Origin of the sequence: Cohnella rhizosphaerae, from assembly GCF_029525575.1 — a bacterium.
Taxonomy (GTDB): Bacteria; Bacillota; Bacilli; order Paenibacillales; family Paenibacillaceae; genus Cohnella; species Cohnella rhizosphaerae.
On the sequence record NZ_JAPDIA010000007.1, the window covers coordinates 386,059 to 403,845 of the forward strand.

Sequence of the window (17,787 nt, forward strand, 5' to 3'; positions counted from 1 at the left end):
GAGAGATGCATGCCGAAAAGCAGAAACGAGCAGATCGTCCTGTCATAAACATGGGATACTCCATTGTCCCTCCCGAGGCGTTTCCATATACTGAATCTATTGATAACGATTATCAGTATCATGGTGACGGAGAGGGAGATATCATGTTTAGACAGGTAAGGCCAACGCTGGCTTCTGCATTACTGCTGAGTTTCATGCTATTGCTTAGCGCATGCGGCTCGAATGGCGCCGGGACGGAGACGGCCGCCTCGCAGCCGAGTCCAAGCGCTGCGGCGACAGCTTCGGCAGAGCCGCAGACCAGAAAAGTCCAAACGGTCAACGGAGAGGTGGAAATCCCCGTTCATCCGCAGCGAATCGTGGCAGGCGAGTATCTCGGCAGCCTGATCGCGCTGGGCATTACGCCGGTCGGCACGTCCGATCATCATATTAAAAATCCGTATTTCCAGGAATATTTGAAAGACGTCGAAAATATCGGGGACGGCAACGGCAACGCGGAGAAGATATTGGCGCTGAAGCCGGACCTGATCATCATGGACGACTTCTATCCGGAGGTGAACGAGCAGCTGGCCAAAATCGCGCCTACTGTCGTTATCCCCTACGCTTCGCTAAAGACAGTGCACGAAGAGGTCGCTTATTTTGGCGAGCTGCTGGGCGCAAAGGAAAAGGCCGACGCCTGGCTCGCGGACTACGACAGTCGCATCGCGAGCGCCAAAGAACGCGTTTTGAAGGCCGTACCTGCGGACAGCACGTTTTCGGTCATCGAACTCAATCAAAAAAGATCTGATGGCCGTGGGAACCGACTACGGGAAAGGCGGACAACCGATCTACAACGGATTCGGGTTCAAGCCTCCCGCGGCGGTCGCCGCCGAGATGGCCGATCCGGGTTGGGCGGCATTCTCTGCCGAGGTATTGCCAAAATACGCGGGAGACTATATCGTTCTGACCTCCGATTCGAAGACGCTGGACGATATCAAGGCGGACCCGATCTGGGGCTCGCTGCCGGCCGTCAAAAACAATCATGTATTTCTGTGGACCAGCACCCGCTCAGGCTACTGGGACCCGATCGCGATTCTAAGCCAGACGGAGGAGTTGGCCGACTGGCTGACAAGCCTCTGAAGCGCGGCAGACCTTATAGTCGAAAATTAAAATGAAAATGAGAGGCCGACCCAAAGTCATATCGTTGACATGGGAAGGCTTCTTCGTTTTTTGGCGCTAGGCAACGGCTTTCTTTTCCTCCGATTTGTTATACTTAGGCAAATGCACACATTGGATGCGACTGAAGAAATTTTTTTTCGGATATGTAGAAATCGCGCAAGCCGAAACGACAGAATAACGTAACCAAATTCAACGGTTTTCTAGGAGGCTTATCGTATGAATTACACGTTAATGTTTTATGAGTCGCAAGAGGACTTCGCGGCCAGAACGGATCCGGAACGCCAGGAGGCTTATTTGGCTGGCTGGACGCACTATGTGCATGCGCTGCGGGAAGCGGGCGTCGTCGTGTTCGGCTCCGGGCTGTATGCGCCCGAGACGGCCGCTACTTTGAAGCGCCGCGGCGGCGACATGGTCGTTCAGGACGGACCTTTTCCCGAGACGAAGGAGCAGCTCGGCGGGATCTTCGTGATCGACGTGCCGGATATGGACGCCGCGTTGGAGTGGGCGGCCCGGGGGGCCGATCGATACGGTCGAGATCAGGCAGAACATCCCCGCGCTGAAGTAGCCGCCGATGGAATTGCATCGAATAGCCGAAAAGGCGGCGCGCGAGGCCTACGGCCGGCTGCTCTCCTATCTCACGGTCCGTTGGCGCAATCCTCAGGATGTGGAGGATGCCATCGGCGACGCCTTTCTGTCGGCGTTGGAAACTTGGCCAAAGACAGGCATTCCAGATAAGCCCGAAGCTTGGCTTGTCACGATCGCCCGCAGGCGGTTGATCGACCGCGCCCGCCGCAGCCGCGTCTCCGCCGAGGCGCTGCCGACGCTTCTGGCCATGGCCGAGGATGCCCGGCTTCTGAATGCGTCCATCGCCGAGCTGCCGGACGAGCGGCTCGGCATGATGCTGCTGTGCGCGCATCCGGCGATCGATCCCGCGATGCGCACGCCGCTCATGCTGCAGACGGTGCTTGGGTTGGACGCGGCCCGCATCGCGTCCGCTTTCGTCGTCAAGCCTTCGACGATGAGCCAGCGCTTGACCCGGACGAAGGCCAAGATCCGCGCCGAGCGCCTCGCGTTCGAACCGGCCGATGCGGAAGAGATCCCGGCGCGTCTCGACGCGGTCCTGGAGGCCGTCTACGCCGCTTACGGGAGCGGCTGGGACGACGCGACCGCCGCCGGTTCGCCTGGCGGGAGATTCGTCGAGGAAGCGATCGAGCTCGGAAAGCTGCTGCTTAGGTTCGTTCCCCGCGAGCCGGAGGTGCACGGGCTGCTCGCGCTGATGCTGCACGGCGAGGCTCGCCGAGCGGCTCGCCGCGATAGGGAAGGAAGTTATGTCCCGCTCTCCGAGCAGGATTGCGCAAGCTGGGATCGGAGCTTGATCGCGGAGGCGGAGCGTCATTTGCACGCGGCTTCGCAAGCCGGCCGCATCGGGCGGTTTCAACTCATGGCCGCGATTCAATCGGTGCATGCGCAGCGTCTATGGACGGGACGTACCGAGTGGGAAGCGATCGCGCAATTGTACGAGGGGCTCGTCCGCGTGCGACCCACGCTAGGCGCTATCGTCGGCCGTGCCGCGGCGGTCGCGGAGGCCTATGGCGCAGACCAAGGTATCGCGCTGCTGGCATCCATTCCGTCTGCGGAAGTTGCGGATTATCAGCCCTACTGGGCGCTGGCCGGTCATTTGTACAAGCGGATGCATCGGTATGATGAAGCGCGATCCGCGTACAGCCGGGCGATCGGACTCAGCGCGGACGGGGCCGTCCGGCGGTTTTTGAGCAGCCAGTCAGACGGGCTGTGAATACGACAGTAAAAAGAACCCTTAAGCAGAACACCGCAAAGCGAGTGTTGCTTAAGGGTTCTTTGGATTCCTGGGTTCTTTGCGCGCCGTTCTCGTTCGTTGGCCCGTTCGCGTGTATAATGGCGTTGACGATATCATTCCTTGCGAGAGTTGGGAGTTTGCCATGAAGCCATTTTACGGGAAAGACAAGCCGCTTCCGGAAGCGCTCAGAATCGTGTTTCTGGGAGATAGCATTACCGACGACGGCACTTACATCGCCTATCTCGATGCCTATTTCCACCTGCATGTCCCGGCTTCCCGGATCGAGCTGATCAACCTGGGTGTCAGCAGCGAGACGGCGTCGGGACTGAGCGAGCCCATTCATCCGTTTCCGCGGCCGTGCATACACGACCGGTTGGCGCGGGCGCTCGCCGAGACGCAGCCTGACTGGGTCGTCGTCTGCTACGGCATGAACGACGGCATCTACCATCCGCTGTCGGAGGCGCGTTTCGCCGCCTACAAGGACGGCCTGCTTCGGCTGCTCGGCCAGATCCGGCAGGCGGGCGCCAAGGCGATCGCCATGACGCCGCCGCCGTTCGATCCCGCGTCGCTGCCGGACGGCGCGAAGCGGCTGCTGCCCGAAGGCCGGCCGGAGTCGGCGTACAGTTACGAGACGCCCTTCGCCGATTACGAGCAGGTGCTGAAGCGCTACGCGGACTGGGTGCTGTCGCTCGGCGAAGATGTTGCAGACGCGACGGTGAGCATCCACGACGAGCTGCTGGCGCACATCGCGGCGGAACGGGCGGCCGATCCGGCGTACCTGTCGGGAGACGGCATCCATCCGTTCGCGCCGGGTCATGCGGTGATGGCGCAGTCGATCTTGCGCACGCTGTTCGGCATCGAGCCGGAGCATGCGCGGGCATTCGTGACGGCGGTGGACGGCTCGGCGTACTTTGAGCTGATCATGCAGCGCCACCGGCTGGTCAGCGCGGCCTGGAAAGAGCATGTCGGGCACACGAACCCGAACAAGGCGGAAGGCGCGCTGCCCCTGGCGGAAGCGAAGGCCGCGGCGCATGCGCTGGAAGTACGCATCCGGGAGCTGGCGGCGGACTTTAAGGCTTCGCCTGCTTCGTAGCCTCTCATTTTCGAGTTTGGCCGGTAAGCGAGCTCACGCGCCGAAGTAGCATCCGACAGCGTTACTTCTGCCAGCAGGGGGGCTCGTGCGCCGAGAGAGACGCTCGTCAGCGTTGCTTTAGCCGGCGGGCGAGCGCATGCGCCGAAAGAGACGCCCGACAGCGTTACTTCGGTCGGTCGGCGAGCGCATGTGCGTAAAGAGGCGTCCCACAGCGTTACATTGGCCGTTTGCGCTGACCGTCAGTCGTTCGACACGCCCATCGCCGCGAGCAGGTCCTCCCTCAGCGGCGTAAACGTGTCGAACAGCGTGGCGGGCGTCAGCGCCCGGACGCCGTGAAGCGCATTGGAGGGGATATACACCGTATCCCCCTCCGAGACGCTGCGCTCGGCGTCGCCGATCCGGAAGACCAGCTCGCCCTTCGCGACGTACGTCAGCTGCTCGTGCGGATGCGCATGAACCGCGCCTTCGGCGCCGGCTTCGAATTCGACGAGCATCCCCATGATGGCGGTGCCGGCGGCTACGATTTTGCGGCGCACGCCGGGTTCGGCGTACTGCCATTCTTCATTAAGACTCATTTGTTACCTCCATTCTCTAAGCATCGCGCTCACAGATCCAGTACCCTTACATCGTCAAAATTCGATTGCGCCCGGTGCGAGCTAAGCCCCGCTTTGCCGGTCGTCAGACTCGTGTCCGTGACGGACAGCATCTGCGTGCCGTTCACCCAGAACGACAAGCTGCTGCCGTTCGCGACGGCCTGGAAGGTGTACCAGGTACCCGTCGTCATCGTAAAGGGCACCGTAACGATGTCCGACCATGTGCCGCCGATGCATTTTGAAATTTTCAGCGTGCTGACGGTCCCCGATCCGCCGCTGTAATAGGTGAAGTTGTACTGGTTGTTCGCGTCCTGGTACCGGGCATCGAGGCCGATCCCGGAGTAGGTGCCATTGAAGGAACCGGCCTTCACGCGCGCGGTCACCGCGTAGTTATCCCAGCTTGCGGTGCCGGCGAGCGCATGGACGTTGGCCGCCGTGTTGTCGGACTGCCGGTACACGTAAGTGCCGTCCGTCGCCGTCGCCCAAGTGCCGCCCGTGGTCGTCCATCCGTTCGCATTGCCGTCTTCGAAGTCGTCCGCCAGCAGCACCGGCGAGACGACGACGTCGTCGAAGCTGGCGTCGGCGCGGTGGGCGTTCAGCCCGAATTGTCCCGACGCGAAGGTGCTGTCCGTGGCGGTCAGCTCCTTGACGCCGTTGACCCAGAATTCCAGCGTGCTGCCGACGGCGACCGCCTTGAAGGTGTACCAGGTACCGGTGTTGAACGTGAAAGCCTTCGAGGCGAGCGTGGTCCACGTGCCGCCGACGGCCTTCTGAATCTTAATCAGATTGCCGGCGGTGTAGTATTGGAAATTGTAGGTGTTGCTCGTATCCTGGAACCGCGCGTTAAGGCCGATCCCCGACAGACTTCCCAGCGAAGCGGCTTTGACCTTGGCCGTGAGCTCGTAGTCCGTCAACGTGCCCGAGCCGTTCAGCGCGGATACGTTGGTAGCCGCGGCGTCGGTCTGCCGGAGCACCTTCGAGCCGTCGGTCGCGACGGCCCACGTGCCGCCGTTCGTCGTCCAGTCCGCCGCGCTGCCGTCCTCGAAGTCGTCCGTAAAATTCCCGCTTGCGCCGCCGCCCGGATTGGCGTCCGTCGTGAACGAGACGACGACCGAAGCGGAAGAGCCGCTTGCCTCGGTAAAGGTCAAGGTCCGCGTATAAGCCGTGTTCGGCGACAATCCGTTCGTGTTGATGGTGAAATAAAGCTCGTGTTCGCCGCGCAGGTTGCCCGAGGTTTGCGTCAGCGTGAGGAAGCCGCCTTGTCCGGCGACCGTCCAGTTCGTGCTGAGGCCGCCGCCTTTGTTGACCAGCTTGATCTTGTGCAGCTGCGAGGCGTTCGCCGGGTTTTTGACGCCGACGTTGATGGCGGGCGTCACGCTGATCTTGGGCGCGGGAACGCTGCCGATGGCGCCGAGCTGATTGGTCTCCTGGAACTTCTGCACGCCGCCCTTGCTCGCCGTGAGCTTCAGCGTCAGCCACTTGGCCGAGACGCCGGTCGGCACGGTGAAGCTGATCGCCTGCTCCGTCTTGGAGCCGTACGCCACCGTCGCGGCGAAGGAACCGGTCTGGAACGACGTATAGGCATTCGTAGCGGGATCCACATATCCGGCTTCCCAGTTGACGTTGATGGAAGTGCCGTCCCTTTGTTCATCGTTATAGACGATAATCGTCCGGGACGCGGCGCTGCCGCCGGCGAATACGGTCGGCGCCACGCCAATGCGATTGTTTTGGTCCCCGACCTTGTCGAACGCGGCGACGGGCGAGAACGAATTTTTCGTATATTCGTAGGAATCGGACGGAATGACCGTCGGGTACGCCGAAGAGAAGACATTGACGACCGGACGGTCGATCTTGACCGGTTTGACGCCCGGCGCGGTCATATCGGACCAAGCCGGATAAAGCGTCGCTTCGATCGGCTCGTACGCGTAGATCCAGTCGGCGTAATAACGGATGTCCGCGAAGCCGGCGTATCGCATGGCCCGGACCATCCGGTCGGTCGCCCGGTGCCAGACGGCCTGCGAGACGATATTGTCGTTCAGATGGTCTTTGGTGAGCGTCGCGCCGTTGTAGCTGCCGTCCGCGTTCAGGGTCGGCCAGCCCTGCGACGGCGTGTAAGCCTCGCCCTCGCCGCGGGGCTTCGTCGCGTTGTTCGTATACAGGCCGTACAAGTTCGCGTGATTCATAAATCCGATCGGATAGCCGCCCGTATAGTGATCGTTAAATTCCCAGTCGGTCTCCAGATCGTCCTGCATGATCGGACGGCTCGTATCCGCGCTCTGGATGGCGGTCGTCACGACGGGCAGCAGCGAGCTCTCGGTTCCCCAATTCTCGTTGCCTCCGCTCCACATCACGATGCTCGGATGGTTGCGGCGCGCCGCGACCCACTGGCTGGTCCACTTGGACACATTGCTCATCGCCGTCGTACCGAAGCCCTGGGTGACCTGGTATTGCCAAAAAGGCGTCTCGTCGATGATCAGAAGTCCGATCTCGTCCGCATAGTCGTACAGCTCGTCAATCGCTCCGCCCACGTGGGTGCGCGCGACATTGTACGTTTTGACCCACTCGTCCATCAGCTTCTTGACCTGGGCGATATTCGAATCCTTAAAGCTCTGGGAAGCGCTCGGGATCGAGCCGTGCGCGCTGCCGGCGCGCCAGTTGAACTGAAGCGCGTCGCCGCGCAGGTTCGTCTTGATGCCGTTCAGCTGAAAGTAGTTCGAGGTCTTCGTGAACTCCCGGAAGCCGAACCGCGTCGTGCTGCTGTCGACCGTGACGTCGGACTGAACGAGGCTGACGCCGAGGTTGTACAGCTTCGGATCGTGCGTCCACCAATACTTGGCGTTCGTCCAGGAGATATTGTTCCAGACGACCGTCTGGGTGCCGCCCGCGGGGACGGTGACGCTCTGGTCGGCGAAGCTCTTCTCCAGCGTACCTCCGACAAGCGTCGCCGCGCTCTTGACGGTCGCCGTCTGGGAGGTCGAAGTCTTATTGACGACGGTCGTCACGATCTGAATGACGTCGTCGGACGGATCGGCGTTGTTCTGCAGGTTCGTCACGACCTGCGTATCCGCGATGTAAAGCTTGGGATAGGCGACGAGACGCACGTCGTCCTTGATGCCCCGTCCTTGCCCCCAGGACATGTTATCCAGTCCGATGGGGTACATCGGCTTGCCGGTGCCGGATTCGATCGCGTCGGAAGGGGAAGGACTGCAGGCCCCAGACGCGCACCTCGAGCGTGTTGGAGGCGCCCGCGTTCGCGGCGGACGTGATGTCCAGCTTGTACGGCAGGCGGGTCATCAGGTAGCCGTTCGTATCGGTCGCGATCTGCGTGCCGTTGACGAACACTTTCGCGAGCGGCGCGATCTGATCGAAGTCGAGGAAGATCTCCTTGCCCGACATCGTAGCGGGAATGGTGAAATTGCGCTTGTATACGCCGTAATTAAGCGTCGCCCAGCTGGACGGATAACCGAAGTTCTCGGCTTCGTCCCAATAGGAGGGGACGACGATGTCGTACCGGGTCGTGCCGCCGTTCGGATAAAAGTCCCAGATGCCGTTCAGCGACGCGGACTCCCGCTCCCCGGCCGCCGCTGCCGGCTTCGGGGCCACGGCTGCGTAAGCGATCAGCAGACTGCAGCAGATTAGAACCTGGATCAACCTTGCGTAAGCGTGTTTGCTCTTCGAAATTCCCATTATCGGACCTCCTCAGATAGTAGCGGTTCCTTCAGGCGAGAAATCGAGATTGCGCTTAAATCAGGGATCTTTCGTAGCTTTCCGGGCTAACGTCCAGCCTGTGCCTGCCGCCGCTTGCGTTCTCCAGCTCGATCCGGACGGCGAGCGTCTCTTCGTCGATCCGGCAAGCGATGCATCGCCAGCCGGGATCCGAAGTGCCGTGCGGCGCGATGACGGTTACGATGCCCGCGGTGCCGCCGCATGCGGCTTCCGCCCGCAGCGCGGGTACTTCGTACTTGGTTCCGTAGCTGTCCGAACGGTACCCGGCCGCGGCCGAGACGACAGGCGCCTCGCAAGCCCCGCCGAAATGCCAGCTCATTCGAAGTGTTGCATCCCCCCCCTTCAGGATTTAAGAAAAAGGTGTATGCGCTATCGGCTTGGCCGTCCGCCGCGCGCACCGTCGTATCGCGATGGAGATAAAAATGCTGCGCCAGGCGATGCTCCCCCCGACGCGATCAGCCAGTCGACGAGGATGAGCGCATCGAGCTGCCGGTCCGCGATCAGCCACCTGCGATGCGTCGCGGGGTCCGACAGTCGCCGGTAGCCGTCGTGGGAGGCGTCCAGCAAGGTGTAGTCGGCTTGATGCACGGACCGGTGAAGCGCGACCGTCGCTTCGCGGTCGGACCAGCGCTGGCTGGACACGTATTCCGTCTGGTCGAGACCGTCGACCGTGACCGTGTTATGCGTCGCCGTAGCTTTAAAATAGCGCCTGCCGGCGCCCTCCTCGTACGTATACCTGCCGTTGTCCATAAAAACGGCGCGTCCCCGGTAAAACCACTCGAGCTGCAGCGCGTCGGCATGCCCGTGCGCCCCGCCCAGCGGAGCGGCATCGAACAGCAGATAATGCTGCGGATCGCGCAGAATGTGATAGCCGGCATGCGGGAAGAACCGATACGAGAGGCCGGTATCCGAGCTGTCAGCGCCCGAGCCGCCTGCACCCGGCTCGCCGATACCCGACCCGCCAACACCCGCGCTGCCAGCAAGCGCATCGCCCTCGCCTTCCCGCGCCGCCCATCCCTCGGCGATGCCCGGACCGGCGATCCAGACATCCTCCCAGTCGGGCTCGCCCCGCGCCCGCAGCGCGTCGTCCTCCAGCACCTCGCCGAGCAGGGCCAGCTTGCGCAAGCCCCACCGGTTGCAGTCCGAGTCGGACAGCGGACTAGAAGTGCCGCCGGGCCGTACCGTGGCGGAGGCGAAGTCCGCCATGGCAGCCAGCCGCGCGCGATAGGCGTCGGGGAAGCGGTCGCCCGTCTTCCGGGCCAGCAGATACGGGAGCGCGAAGCATTCGATCGCCACATTGTGGTAGTGGACGGCCAACTCCGTCTGGACGCCGTCCTCGCCAACCTGCCGCAGGATGCACAGTTCCAGGCGCTCCAGCGCGAGCTGCCGCCAGAACGCGGCGCGCGGATGGTCGCCGAGCAGCACGGAGATCGCCTGCAGCCCCTGCATGTGCATGATGGCGTGGTTGATCGCCGGATCGCCCATATGCGCGGACAGATAAGCGGCATGCGCGGCGAGCGCCTCCTTGAACATCGCCATCCAGTTCGCGTCCCGGCGCCAGACCGGTTCCATGCAGGCATAGGCGAAAATCCACGATAGCGGACGCACGCCGGTCTCCAGCAGCCGCCAGGGACCCGGCTTCTGAAAATAAGTCGCCTCCTCGTACGCTTCTCCCTCCGGGGCGGGACAGCTGCGAATCCAATCCGCGAGCTGCGCCGCGGCATCCGTCGCATACGACTCGTCGCCCGTCAGCAGATATGCTTTTCCCATCGCCCGCAGGTGGCCGTGCCGGTTCAGCACCCAGGTGAACTCGGGGTCGCGCGAAGGGTTGTATAGCCAGTCGATCGGCGTCCCGAGACCGACCCATTCGCCGGCCAGCATCGAGAAGGGGACGCGGAACTCGCCCCGTCTCGCGCGATCCGCGGTTTCCAGCGCTTCCGCAGCTCCCGCAGGATGGCTTGCCGCATAAGCTTCGGCGGCTTGTTTTAATTCTCCAAACGTCAAATAGTAGCCGTTCGCACAATCTATCGTCGTCGGCATGTCCGTCACGCTCCTATCCCTTCACCGAACCGGCCGTAACCTGGACGAAGGATTTGTTGGCGAGCAAATAGACCAGCAGCAGCGGCAGCAGCGAGATGCAGGCGCCAGCCAGCATCAGGTCGGTCTGCATGGCGGCGGATACGCCGTACCGCAGGTTGGCGAGCCCGACCGTCAGCGTCTGGAGCTTCGGATTCGTCATCGTGAAGACGGAGGGCAGGATGTACTCGTTCCAGGCGCTGCGGAAGACGAACAGCCCGGCGACGCCGAGACCCGGCTTCAGAAGCGGCAGAATGATCGAGCGGAAGGTGCGGAAAAAGCCGCTGCCGTCGATCATGGCCGCCTCGTCGAGATCGCGGGGGATCGACCGCATGAAGCTCGCGAGCATGAAGTAGGTGCCGGCATGCCCCGCGATCAGGATCAGCACGACGCCCCAGAGCGTGCGGTGCAGGCCGACGGCGACCATCAGGTCGAACTGCGGCTTGAGCACGACGGCGCCGATGGAGATGAACATCGTCGAGGCCTGGATGGCGATCGCCAGCCGTTTGCCGGGAAAGTCGCGCCGGTCCGCCGCATACGCCGCCATCGCCGCGACGATCAGGGTGCCGGCGGTCGCCGCTACGCTGACGAACAGGCTGTTCCACGAGAAGCGCGCGAAGTTGGCGCCTTTCCACGCCTTGGAATAATTCGCGAACTGCCAGTGCGCGGGCCAGAACGAACCGCCGCCGCTTAGCTCCGCGTTCGTCTTGAACGAGCCGAGCACGGCCATTAGGACCGGATAGAGGATGACGACGGCGACGAGCACGAGAAATGCCCCGGCCAGCACGTTCGCCCCCGAAGGCCGCTTGGACCATCTGTTCATGGCGATACGCCCTTTCTAATAAAGCGAATTGAGTTTTTTGGAGGCATAGAAGTAGATCAGCGTGACGGCGCCGATCAGCAAGGCCGCGGCGAAGCCCACGGCGCTGCCGTAGCCGAACTGCTGCACCTCCGCGGTGGTCGAGGCGACGGGAAAAAACATTTTGTACACGTACAGGAACATGACGTCGGTCTTGCCGAACGGTCCGCCCTGCGTGAGCACCATGATGCTCTCGTAGCCCTTGAGGGAGACGGTGATGGCGAGCAGCATGACCATCTGCAGCACCGGGCCCAGCATCGGAATCGTAATGTAGAAAAACTGCTGGACGGGACGGGCGCCGTCGATGGACGCGCTCTCGTAGATGTCGCGAGGGATGCCTTGCAGGCCGGCGAGGAACAGCAGCATATAGTTGCCCACCGCGCCCCAGATCGCGATCAGAATCATCGTGAGCATCGCATAGTTCGCGCCCAGCCATTCGACGCCGCGCGACCATCCGAGCTGCTGCAGCAGCTGGTTGATCATGCCGTTGTAGGAGTTGAAGATGACGTAGAAAACGATGGACATGACGGATGCGCTCAGCACCGTCGGCATGAAGAAGATCGTCTTGAACAGTCCCGCGCCCCGCATGCGGCGGTTCAGCAGCACGGCCAGCAGCAGCGACAGCGGGAGCGTCACGAGGAGCTTGCCGCCGGCGTATACCAGCGTGTTGGTCACGGCGTTCCAGAAACGTTCGTCATGATAAAGCCGTTCGAAATTGTAGAGTCCGACGAACTTGGGCGTGCCGTAGCCCGCGTACTCGTAGAACATGTAGCGAATCGCCCAGAAGATCGGATAGATGCCGAGCGCGAGCGTGAGCAGCAGGCTCGGGAGGGTGAAGGCGACGGCCTCCAGTTTGATTCGGGTCCGGTGCATGCAGGTATCTCCTTCCGGTGGAAAAGAAAGGGGCCCTCAGTCGTTGGCTGAAAGGCCCCTCTTGCGGCAATGCCGGATTACTTCGCGAGCGTGCCTTGCAACTGGCTAAGATCGAAGTCGGGCATCGGCTCGGCCTTCACTTCGCCGGACGCCTTGGCCTTGTCGAGCGCGGCGTTGTATCTTGCGTTCAGATCCTTGATGACGGCATCCAGATCGCCGCCGACGAGAATGTACTTGATGAGCGCCTCCTGGTAGCCCATCCCTTCGATCGCGACGATCGGCACCGGCGGGATGATCGCGTCGAACTTGGTCGGCATGAAGCCGTCGATGCCGTTGATCGCCGGCTTGCCGGCCTTCGCGATTACGGAAGGCACGACGGAGAGGCCGACGCCGTCCTCTTGATACGATTTGAGCACCTCGTCGCTGTACATCCACTCGATGAACTTCCAGGCTTCTTCCTTATGCTCGGATTTGGGGCTGAGTCCGATGAAGATGCCTGCGTTGCCGACGGGCACGATGCCTCGCTGCTGGCCGTCGATCGTCGGCGGCAGCGCCGACGCCCATTTGATCTTCGCGGGGAACTGGTTCTTGTACACGAGCGGCTCGGAAGCGGTCGAGACGTACATCCCGATCTTGCCCTCCGCGAATTGCGCGCGCAGCGGATCGATATCCAGCTGTTCCACGCCCGGGATGAAGCTGCCGTCCAGCTTCATCTGGCGGTAGGCTTCGATGATCGGCTTCAACTGCGCGAAGTCGAAGGCGCCCTTCTTGTAATCGTAGCCGCTGCTGCCCATGCCGCTCAGCATCCCGATCGGGTCGGCGAAGCGAAGGCCGGAGCCGGTGCTCTTCAGGTTGCCGGCGATGCCGTAGGCGCCGTCGGCTTTGCCCGCCGCGGTCAGCTTCTTCGCGACGTCGATCATCTCCTGCAGCGTCTTCGGCGGCTCCTTGATGCCGGCCTTTTCGAAGAGCTCGACGTTATAGATCAGCCGCTGGGTGGTGCCGTAGTTCGGCAGCGTATACGTCTTGCCGCCGATCTGGTTCACGCCCTCGCGGAGCAGCGATCCGAAGCGTTCCTTCATGTCGGGCGTCAGCAAGTCGTCGAGCGGCGCGAGATACCCCTTTTTCACGAACACGCTCAGGCTCGGGAGGCCGTTGACGCGCACGATATCCGGCGCCTGGTTCGACGCGAAGGCGATGTCCAGCTGCTGATCGTAGTTTTCGGCCATGATGTTGACTTCGACCTGGATATGGTCTTTGTTCGTCTCGTTGTACCGGGCGATCTCCGCCTTGATGTGGTCGGTCGCGCCGCGATCCGGCGTCCAAAAGTTCAGCTTGACCGGCTCGGCTTGCGACGCCGCAGGCGAAGCTGCCGGCGATGCGGACGCCGCGCCGGTCCCGGAGGCCGCGCTCGAGCCCGAAGGCGATGCGTTCCCTTCGTTGTTGCCGCCGCAGGCGGCCAGGCTCGACGCGAGGATTCCCGTGAGCGCGATTCCTAACCATTTTCTAGCCATACTGTTCTCCCCTTCTTGGATCATCCGTTGGTAGCGGGGCGCGAGCATCCGCGGGCGGCTCGCGGCCCTCTGATACAAACAATAACAGCGGGCGGGCGATCGGGGGAGGAGGGGTAAACGCGAATCGAGAGGGGGGGAAAACGACGATTACCCGGAAATGCGCTGCCTGTATTCGGAAGGCGTGAGGCCCGTATGCTTCTTGAACGCGTCGCTGAAGTACACGCGGTCCTCGTACCCCAGCATGGCGGCGATCTCCTGCACCTGCTTGCCTTCGGCGAGCAGCTCCTTGGCCCGGTTCATCCGTTCGGCGATGATGAATTGCGCGACGGTGACGCCGGTCTGCTTCTTGAACAGGTTGGCAAAATAGCTCGTGCTGAGGCAGGCAAGCCGCGCGAGCGACTGCACGGTGAGCGACTCTTGCAGGTGCGCCTTAATATAGGCGACCGAACGCTGGATATCGGCCTCCGATTCGTGGGTCCGCTCGGCCGCGATCCGGTCGCAGACGTCCGCGCACGCCCGGTCCAGCGTCTCCTTCCAGGCGGCCAGCGTCCGCGGCGCGTCTGCGCGCAGCGCCCGCAGCTCGCCCGCCGCCAGGCTTCGGGCGTCCGCGTCTTTGCCGGCCGCGGAGGCGAGGACGTCGTACAAAGCCTCCGCCAGCTTGAGGAAGGCGGCGGCCGTGCCGTCCGGCGCGACCTGCGTCCGTTTGTCGTCGAACCCGGCGTAGATCGCGCTTAACGCTTCGAGGGCGCGCGTCTTGTTGCCGGCGCGCGCATACAGCAGCAGCTCCTTCTCGCTGTCCGGGGAGTACGCCTGGAACCGGGCGTCCGCCGGCCGGTCGGCCAGGTCCGCGTAGCGGAATACGCTGTTGCCGCCGGAGAAGAAGCTGTAGGACAGCGCGGCGAGCGCGTGGCGGTACGATTCGGGAAGCTCCCTCACCGTGGGCGCCGGCGAGCCGACGCCGATCGAGACGGTACGGCGGGAGTAGCGCTCGACGTGCTCCCTGCACAGCTCGGCCAGCTGACTCGTGGCGTCGGCGTCCGGTCCGGCGTTCACGACGAGCGCGAACCGGCTCAGTCCGTCGCGGGCGACGATACCCCGGGTCGCTTGGGCGACCGTCTCCTCCAGGATGTTGGACAGGGAGAAGCGGACGAGCTCGATATCCAGAATGCCGCCCGAAGCGGCGGGCGGCTCGGCGCCGTCGATCTCGACGGCCAGGACGACGAGGTCCGTCATCGCCGGCGGCAGCTGCAGAAAGTCCCAGCGCTTTGCCGTCTGTTCGGGCGTCGAGGCGACCCGGAGCAGCAGCTGCACGAATTCCTGACGGAGCAGCGGCAGGCTCTCCCGCACGCGGCTTTCCAGGCCGCGCACGCGCTCGGCTTCCTCGCTCTCCGCGACGATGCGCGCCTTCGCCTTGTTTACGACCGCCGCGATCTCTTCCGCCAGAAACGGCTTGCTGACGAAGTCGAAGGCGCCGAGCCTCACCGCTTCCTGCGCATATTCGAAGTCGGTGTAGCCGCTGATCAATATGACCTTGCAGGGCCAGCCCAGGTCCAGTACGTCCCGGAACAGCTCGATGCCGTTCTTGCGGGGCATCCGGATATCGGTGATCAGAATATCGGGTCTGACGCGACGCACCAGCGCAAGTCCCGCTTCGCCGTCCATCGCGGTACCCGCCGGCTCGATCCCGTGTTCCGCCCAGCGGATGTTGTTCATAATTCCGTTGCATACGATCCGGCTGTCGTCGATGACGCAGAGCTTCAGCATCATTTCTCGTTCCCCTCCGGCAGTGGCAGTAGAATAGTGATTCTCGTTTGCGCAAACGGCTCGCTCTCCAGCCGGAATTCGGCCCGTTCGCCGTAATGCAGCAGAATGCGGCGGTATACGTTGCGCAGGGCGTACCCTTTTCTGCCGGCGTCGATCGCTTCGCTTTCCTGCGGCTCCTGCGCAATCGTTCTTGTCGCTTCCTCGGCATCCATGCCGGCGCCGTTGTCCGTGACCGCGACGCGGAGCGTACCGCCCTCGTCTTCGACTTCGATGAGGATGCGGCCGCCGTCCGTAAAGTCCTTGAAGCCGTGCAGGATGCTGTTCTCGACGAGCGGCTGCAGCAGAATCTTCAGCATCGGCATGCCTAGCAGCGAAGCGTCGAAGCTGCGCCGGATCTCATAGTCGAACAAGCCCTCGTAGCTCGCTTGCTGGATCCGCAAGTAGTGCTCGACATGTTCGAGTTCGAGTCCGAGCGTCGTCATTTCCAGCCCCTGATTGAGCCCCAGCTTGAACAGCCGGGACAACGAGATGATGAGCCGCCGCGTCTCGTCCGCCGCGCCCGACTCGGACACCCAGACGATCGTGTTCAGCGTGTTGTATAAAAAAGTGGGGGGTCGATCTGGGCTTGGAGGGCCTTGGCCTCCGCGATCCGCTTCTCCTTCTCCCGCGCGCCGAGCTCCGAGATGAGGATGCCGATCTGGTCGAGCATGGCATTGAATTTGTAGCCCACCTGCGACACCTCGTCCCGGTAGCCCGAGCTGTACCGCACGTCGAGATTGCTGAGCCCGACCTGCTTGATGGTCCGCTGGAGGGCGCGGAGCGGGCGAAGGAGGAGCGCGGACAGCGCGTGGGAGATCAGGATCGCGACGGCGATGCCGCTCCCGATGATGACGATCGTCAGCCATTTGATCCGCTCGACCTGCCTGAACAGCTTGTCCTTGGATTGGACGCTGTACAGCGTCCAATGCTCCGCCACCTTGAGCGCGGCGCGATTGACCAGGTATTCGCTTCCTTCATGCTTGTAGATCGCCGTTGACTTATCCTTCGACGCAAGCGCCCAATCGCGCAGGTTGGTTTCGGGGATCAGCGGCTCGGCGCCCGGATCGAAGCCGTACCGTCCCTCGTCCGTGACGAGAAAATAATGCTTGCTGTCGCTTCCGAGGTTGCTCGTGACGACGCGTTTGATCGCCGATTCGCTGACGTTGATGACCAGGTAGATGTCGCTGTTGGTCTGGGAGAACGCTTTCAAAACAAGAGAGACGACCCGGTCTCTGCCGGTGAACAGCTCGTCCTCGTGCCCCGCCGCCCACATCGAGATGCCGGGCCTGGCGTCGAAGGCCTGCCGCATCGGCGAGCTCGCGAAGGAGAAGGCGGGATTGCGATAGTAGCTGGTGGGAAAAAACTCGCCGATCGGCGTGCTGATCAGGATCGACTGGACGGCCGGATTCGTCATTTTCAACTGGGTGAAGGGGGTCTGGAGCGCGCTGAGGTCTGCGTAATAGGCATCGGTCTGGCTGCGTGTCGCATGATTGACCATCTCCGTGAACGGCGCGCTGATCATGAGCGTGAGACTCGATACGAGCAAGCCCTTGAGCTGCTCGTCGAGCAGCTGCGCCGTCTTGCTGAGCGTCTCCTGGCTCTGACTCGTGGCGTTGCCCTCGAGCTCCCGGGTCGCGATCACGTAAGACATGACGCTCGTGACCAGGATGGCCGACGCGATGACGAGGATGAACGAGATCGTCATGCGGCTTCGGAAGGATAGCTTGTACAGCAGCATGCGGACGGTTTCCATGCGGGATAACTCCTTGCGCTCGGCGCGATGGATGTCGATGTCTATATGCTCTTAGACTAGCGGGGGAAGGGGGAATTTTGTAAACGGGCTTCATCGCGTTTCCCGATGTCTCGGAATCTCGCGCAGGTCACGCCGGATGGACTGAGGAGACGTTAATGGGGTGCGTGCGGGAGCTCAGTTGCCTGGAAAAGCCGCGTTACTCCGGCAGGTACCGCCGACTAGCTTTGGGTCGGTGTGAAGCCGGTCCGGAAAGGAGACGCGTGATCGTCACACGATCTAGAAGCGATGGAAAAGAAGCCCTAGGAAAATATGTACAGCGCAAACAAGTCGTGCTATCATTCTCATGGTACTATTTTCCTAACTTATATGCCTAAGGAGAGAAAGCGACTTGTTCAAGAAATGGTTCGCCTATGCCGCTACAGCCCTGCTGGCCGCCGCGCTTGTCATTCCGGGATTCGCCGCCGCCGAGAACGATATTTCGTTCAAAGACGTGGGGGGGAACATTCTGGGCCAAAGACGAGATCAATAG

16 protein-coding genes are annotated in these 17,787 nt (G+C 62.3%); 5 read left to right on the top strand and 11 right to left on the bottom strand.

The window, feature by feature from the left end:
• The first annotated feature begins 5 nt into the window (after positions 1-5).
• The 4 genes from OMP40_RS43145 (at position 6) to OMP40_RS19635 (ending at position 4,064) form a co-directional block, all read left to right on the top strand.
• Positions 6-1,151: an ABC transporter substrate-binding protein gene (locus OMP40_RS43145; protein ID WP_459076920.1), complete on the top strand. Its 1,146-nt coding sequence runs from the start codon at positions 6-8 to the stop codon at positions 1,149-1,151.
• A gap of 220 nt (positions 1,152-1,371) precedes the next feature.
• A complete protein-coding gene (locus OMP40_RS19625; RefSeq protein WP_277533882.1) occupies positions 1,372-1,890 on the top strand; it encodes a YciI family protein in 519 nt (172 codons plus the stop codon).
• Positions 1,778-2,950, top strand: coding sequence for an RNA polymerase sigma factor (locus OMP40_RS19630; RefSeq protein ID WP_277534907.1), 1,173 nt, complete (start codon positions 1,778-1,780; stop codon positions 2,948-2,950). The genes OMP40_RS19625 and OMP40_RS19630 overlap by 113 nt, the downstream gene beginning before the upstream one ends.
• 163 nt (positions 2,951-3,113) lie before the next feature.
• On the top strand, positions 3,114-4,064 hold the full coding sequence (locus tag OMP40_RS19635; RefSeq protein WP_277533884.1) for an SGNH/GDSL hydrolase family protein: 951 nt from the start codon (positions 3,114-3,116) through the stop codon (positions 4,062-4,064).
• A gap of 239 nt (positions 4,065-4,303) precedes the next feature.
• Here the strand turns inward: OMP40_RS19635 and OMP40_RS19640 are convergent, their stop codons facing one another.
• The 11 genes from OMP40_RS19640 to OMP40_RS19690 all read right to left on the bottom strand — a co-directional run bounded on the left by OMP40_RS19640 (position 4,304) and on the right by OMP40_RS19690 (position 17,258).
• Complete coding sequence (locus OMP40_RS19640) at positions 4,304-4,639, bottom strand: cupin domain-containing protein (RefSeq protein WP_277533886.1); 336 nt, start codon at positions 4,637-4,639, stop codon at positions 4,304-4,306.
• A 29-nt stretch (positions 4,640-4,668) separates the two neighbouring features.
• Positions 4,669-7,794: a family 16 glycoside hydrolase gene (locus OMP40_RS19645; protein ID WP_277533888.1), complete on the bottom strand. Its 3,126-nt coding sequence runs from the start codon at positions 7,792-7,794 to the stop codon at positions 4,669-4,671.
• A gap of 1 nt (position 7,795) precedes the next feature.
• Positions 7,796-8,344, bottom strand: a complete 549-nt coding sequence (locus OMP40_RS19650) for a glycosyl hydrolase 2 galactose-binding domain-containing protein (protein WP_277533889.1) — start codon at positions 8,342-8,344, stop codon at positions 7,796-7,798.
• Between the two features lie 55 nt (positions 8,345-8,399).
• Positions 8,400-8,702 (bottom strand): hypothetical protein, encoded by a 303-nt coding sequence (locus OMP40_RS19655; protein ID WP_277533891.1) that lies wholly within the window; start codon positions 8,700-8,702, stop codon positions 8,400-8,402.
• Positions 8,703-8,752: 50 nt separating this feature from the next.
• Positions 8,753-10,423, bottom strand: a complete 1,671-nt coding sequence (locus tag OMP40_RS19660; RefSeq protein ID WP_277533892.1) for an alginate lyase family protein — start codon at positions 10,421-10,423, stop codon at positions 8,753-8,755.
• Between the two features lie 13 nt (positions 10,424-10,436).
• The gene (locus OMP40_RS19665) at positions 10,437-11,282 is read right to left on the bottom strand and encodes a carbohydrate ABC transporter permease (protein ID WP_277533894.1); all 846 of its coding nucleotides are present in this window, start codon (positions 11,280-11,282) and stop codon (positions 10,437-10,439) included.
• Positions 11,283-11,297: 15 nt separating this feature from the next.
• A complete protein-coding gene (locus OMP40_RS19670; RefSeq protein WP_277533896.1) occupies positions 11,298-12,191 on the bottom strand; it encodes a carbohydrate ABC transporter permease in 894 nt (297 codons plus the stop codon).
• A gap of 77 nt (positions 12,192-12,268) precedes the next feature.
• Complete coding sequence (locus OMP40_RS19675) at positions 12,269-13,702, bottom strand: ABC transporter substrate-binding protein (protein ID WP_277533897.1); 1,434 nt, start codon at positions 13,700-13,702, stop codon at positions 12,269-12,271.
• Between the two features lie 147 nt (positions 13,703-13,849).
• Positions 13,850-15,469 (bottom strand): helix-turn-helix domain-containing protein, encoded by a 1,620-nt coding sequence (locus tag OMP40_RS19680; RefSeq protein WP_277533898.1) that lies wholly within the window; start codon positions 15,467-15,469, stop codon positions 13,850-13,852.
• Positions 15,466-16,038, bottom strand: a complete 573-nt coding sequence (locus OMP40_RS19685; RefSeq protein ID WP_277533899.1) for a sensor histidine kinase — start codon at positions 16,036-16,038, stop codon at positions 15,466-15,468. Before OMP40_RS19685 ends, OMP40_RS19680 begins: the two co-directional genes overlap by 4 nt.
• Positions 16,039-16,052: 14 nt before the next feature.
• Complete coding sequence (locus OMP40_RS19690; protein WP_277533901.1) at positions 16,053-17,258, bottom strand: cache domain-containing sensor histidine kinase; 1,206 nt, start codon at positions 17,256-17,258, stop codon at positions 16,053-16,055.
• A gap of 388 nt (positions 17,259-17,646) precedes the next feature.
• On the opposite strand from OMP40_RS19690, the gene OMP40_RS19695 reads away from it, so the two are divergent.
• Positions 17,647-17,787 carry a hypothetical protein gene (locus OMP40_RS19695; protein ID WP_277533903.1) on the top strand — a complete coding sequence of 47 codons (141 nt, stop codon included), beginning with the start codon at positions 17,647-17,649 and terminating at the stop codon, positions 17,785-17,787.

Bases quoted from the DNA above. Each gene is read 5' to 3' on its own strand.
- OMP40_RS43145 (WP_459076920.1), top strand. From the start codon at position 6: ATGCATGCCGAAAAGCAGAAACGAGCAGATCGTCCTGTCATAAACATG.
- OMP40_RS19625 (WP_277533882.1), top strand. From the start codon at position 1,372: ATGAATTACACGTTAATGTTTTATGAGTCGCAAGAGGACTTCGCGGCC.
- OMP40_RS19635 (WP_277533884.1), top strand. From the start codon at position 3,114: ATGAAGCCATTTTACGGGAAAGACAAGCCGCTTCCGGAAGCGCTCAGA.
- OMP40_RS19640 (WP_277533886.1), bottom strand. From the start codon at position 4,639: ATGAGTCTTAATGAAGAATGGCAGTACGCCGAACCCGGCGTGCGCCGC.
- OMP40_RS19645 (WP_277533888.1), bottom strand. From the start codon at position 7,794: ATGTCCTGGGGGCAAGGACGGGGCATCAAGGACGACGTGCGTCTCGTC.
- OMP40_RS19650 (WP_277533889.1), bottom strand. From the start codon at position 8,344: ATGGGAATTTCGAAGAGCAAACACGCTTACGCAAGGTTGATCCAGGTT.
- OMP40_RS19655 (WP_277533891.1), bottom strand. From the start codon at position 8,702: ATGAGCTGGCATTTCGGCGGGGCTTGCGAGGCGCCTGTCGTCTCGGCC.
- OMP40_RS19660 (WP_277533892.1), bottom strand. From the start codon at position 10,423: ATGCCGACGACGATAGATTGTGCGAACGGCTACTATTTGACGTTTGGA.
- OMP40_RS19665 (WP_277533894.1), bottom strand. From the start codon at position 11,282: ATGAACAGATGGTCCAAGCGGCCTTCGGGGGCGAACGTGCTGGCCGGG.
- OMP40_RS19670 (WP_277533896.1), bottom strand. From the start codon at position 12,191: ATGCACCGGACCCGAATCAAACTGGAGGCCGTCGCCTTCACCCTCCCG.
- OMP40_RS19675 (WP_277533897.1), bottom strand. From the start codon at position 13,702: ATGGCTAGAAAATGGTTAGGAATCGCGCTCACGGGAATCCTCGCGTCG.
- OMP40_RS19680 (WP_277533898.1), bottom strand. From the start codon at position 15,469: ATGATGCTGAAGCTCTGCGTCATCGACGACAGCCGGATCGTATGCAAC.
- OMP40_RS19690 (WP_277533901.1), bottom strand. From the start codon at position 17,258: ATGGAAACCGTCCGCATGCTGCTGTACAAGCTATCCTTCCGAAGCCGC.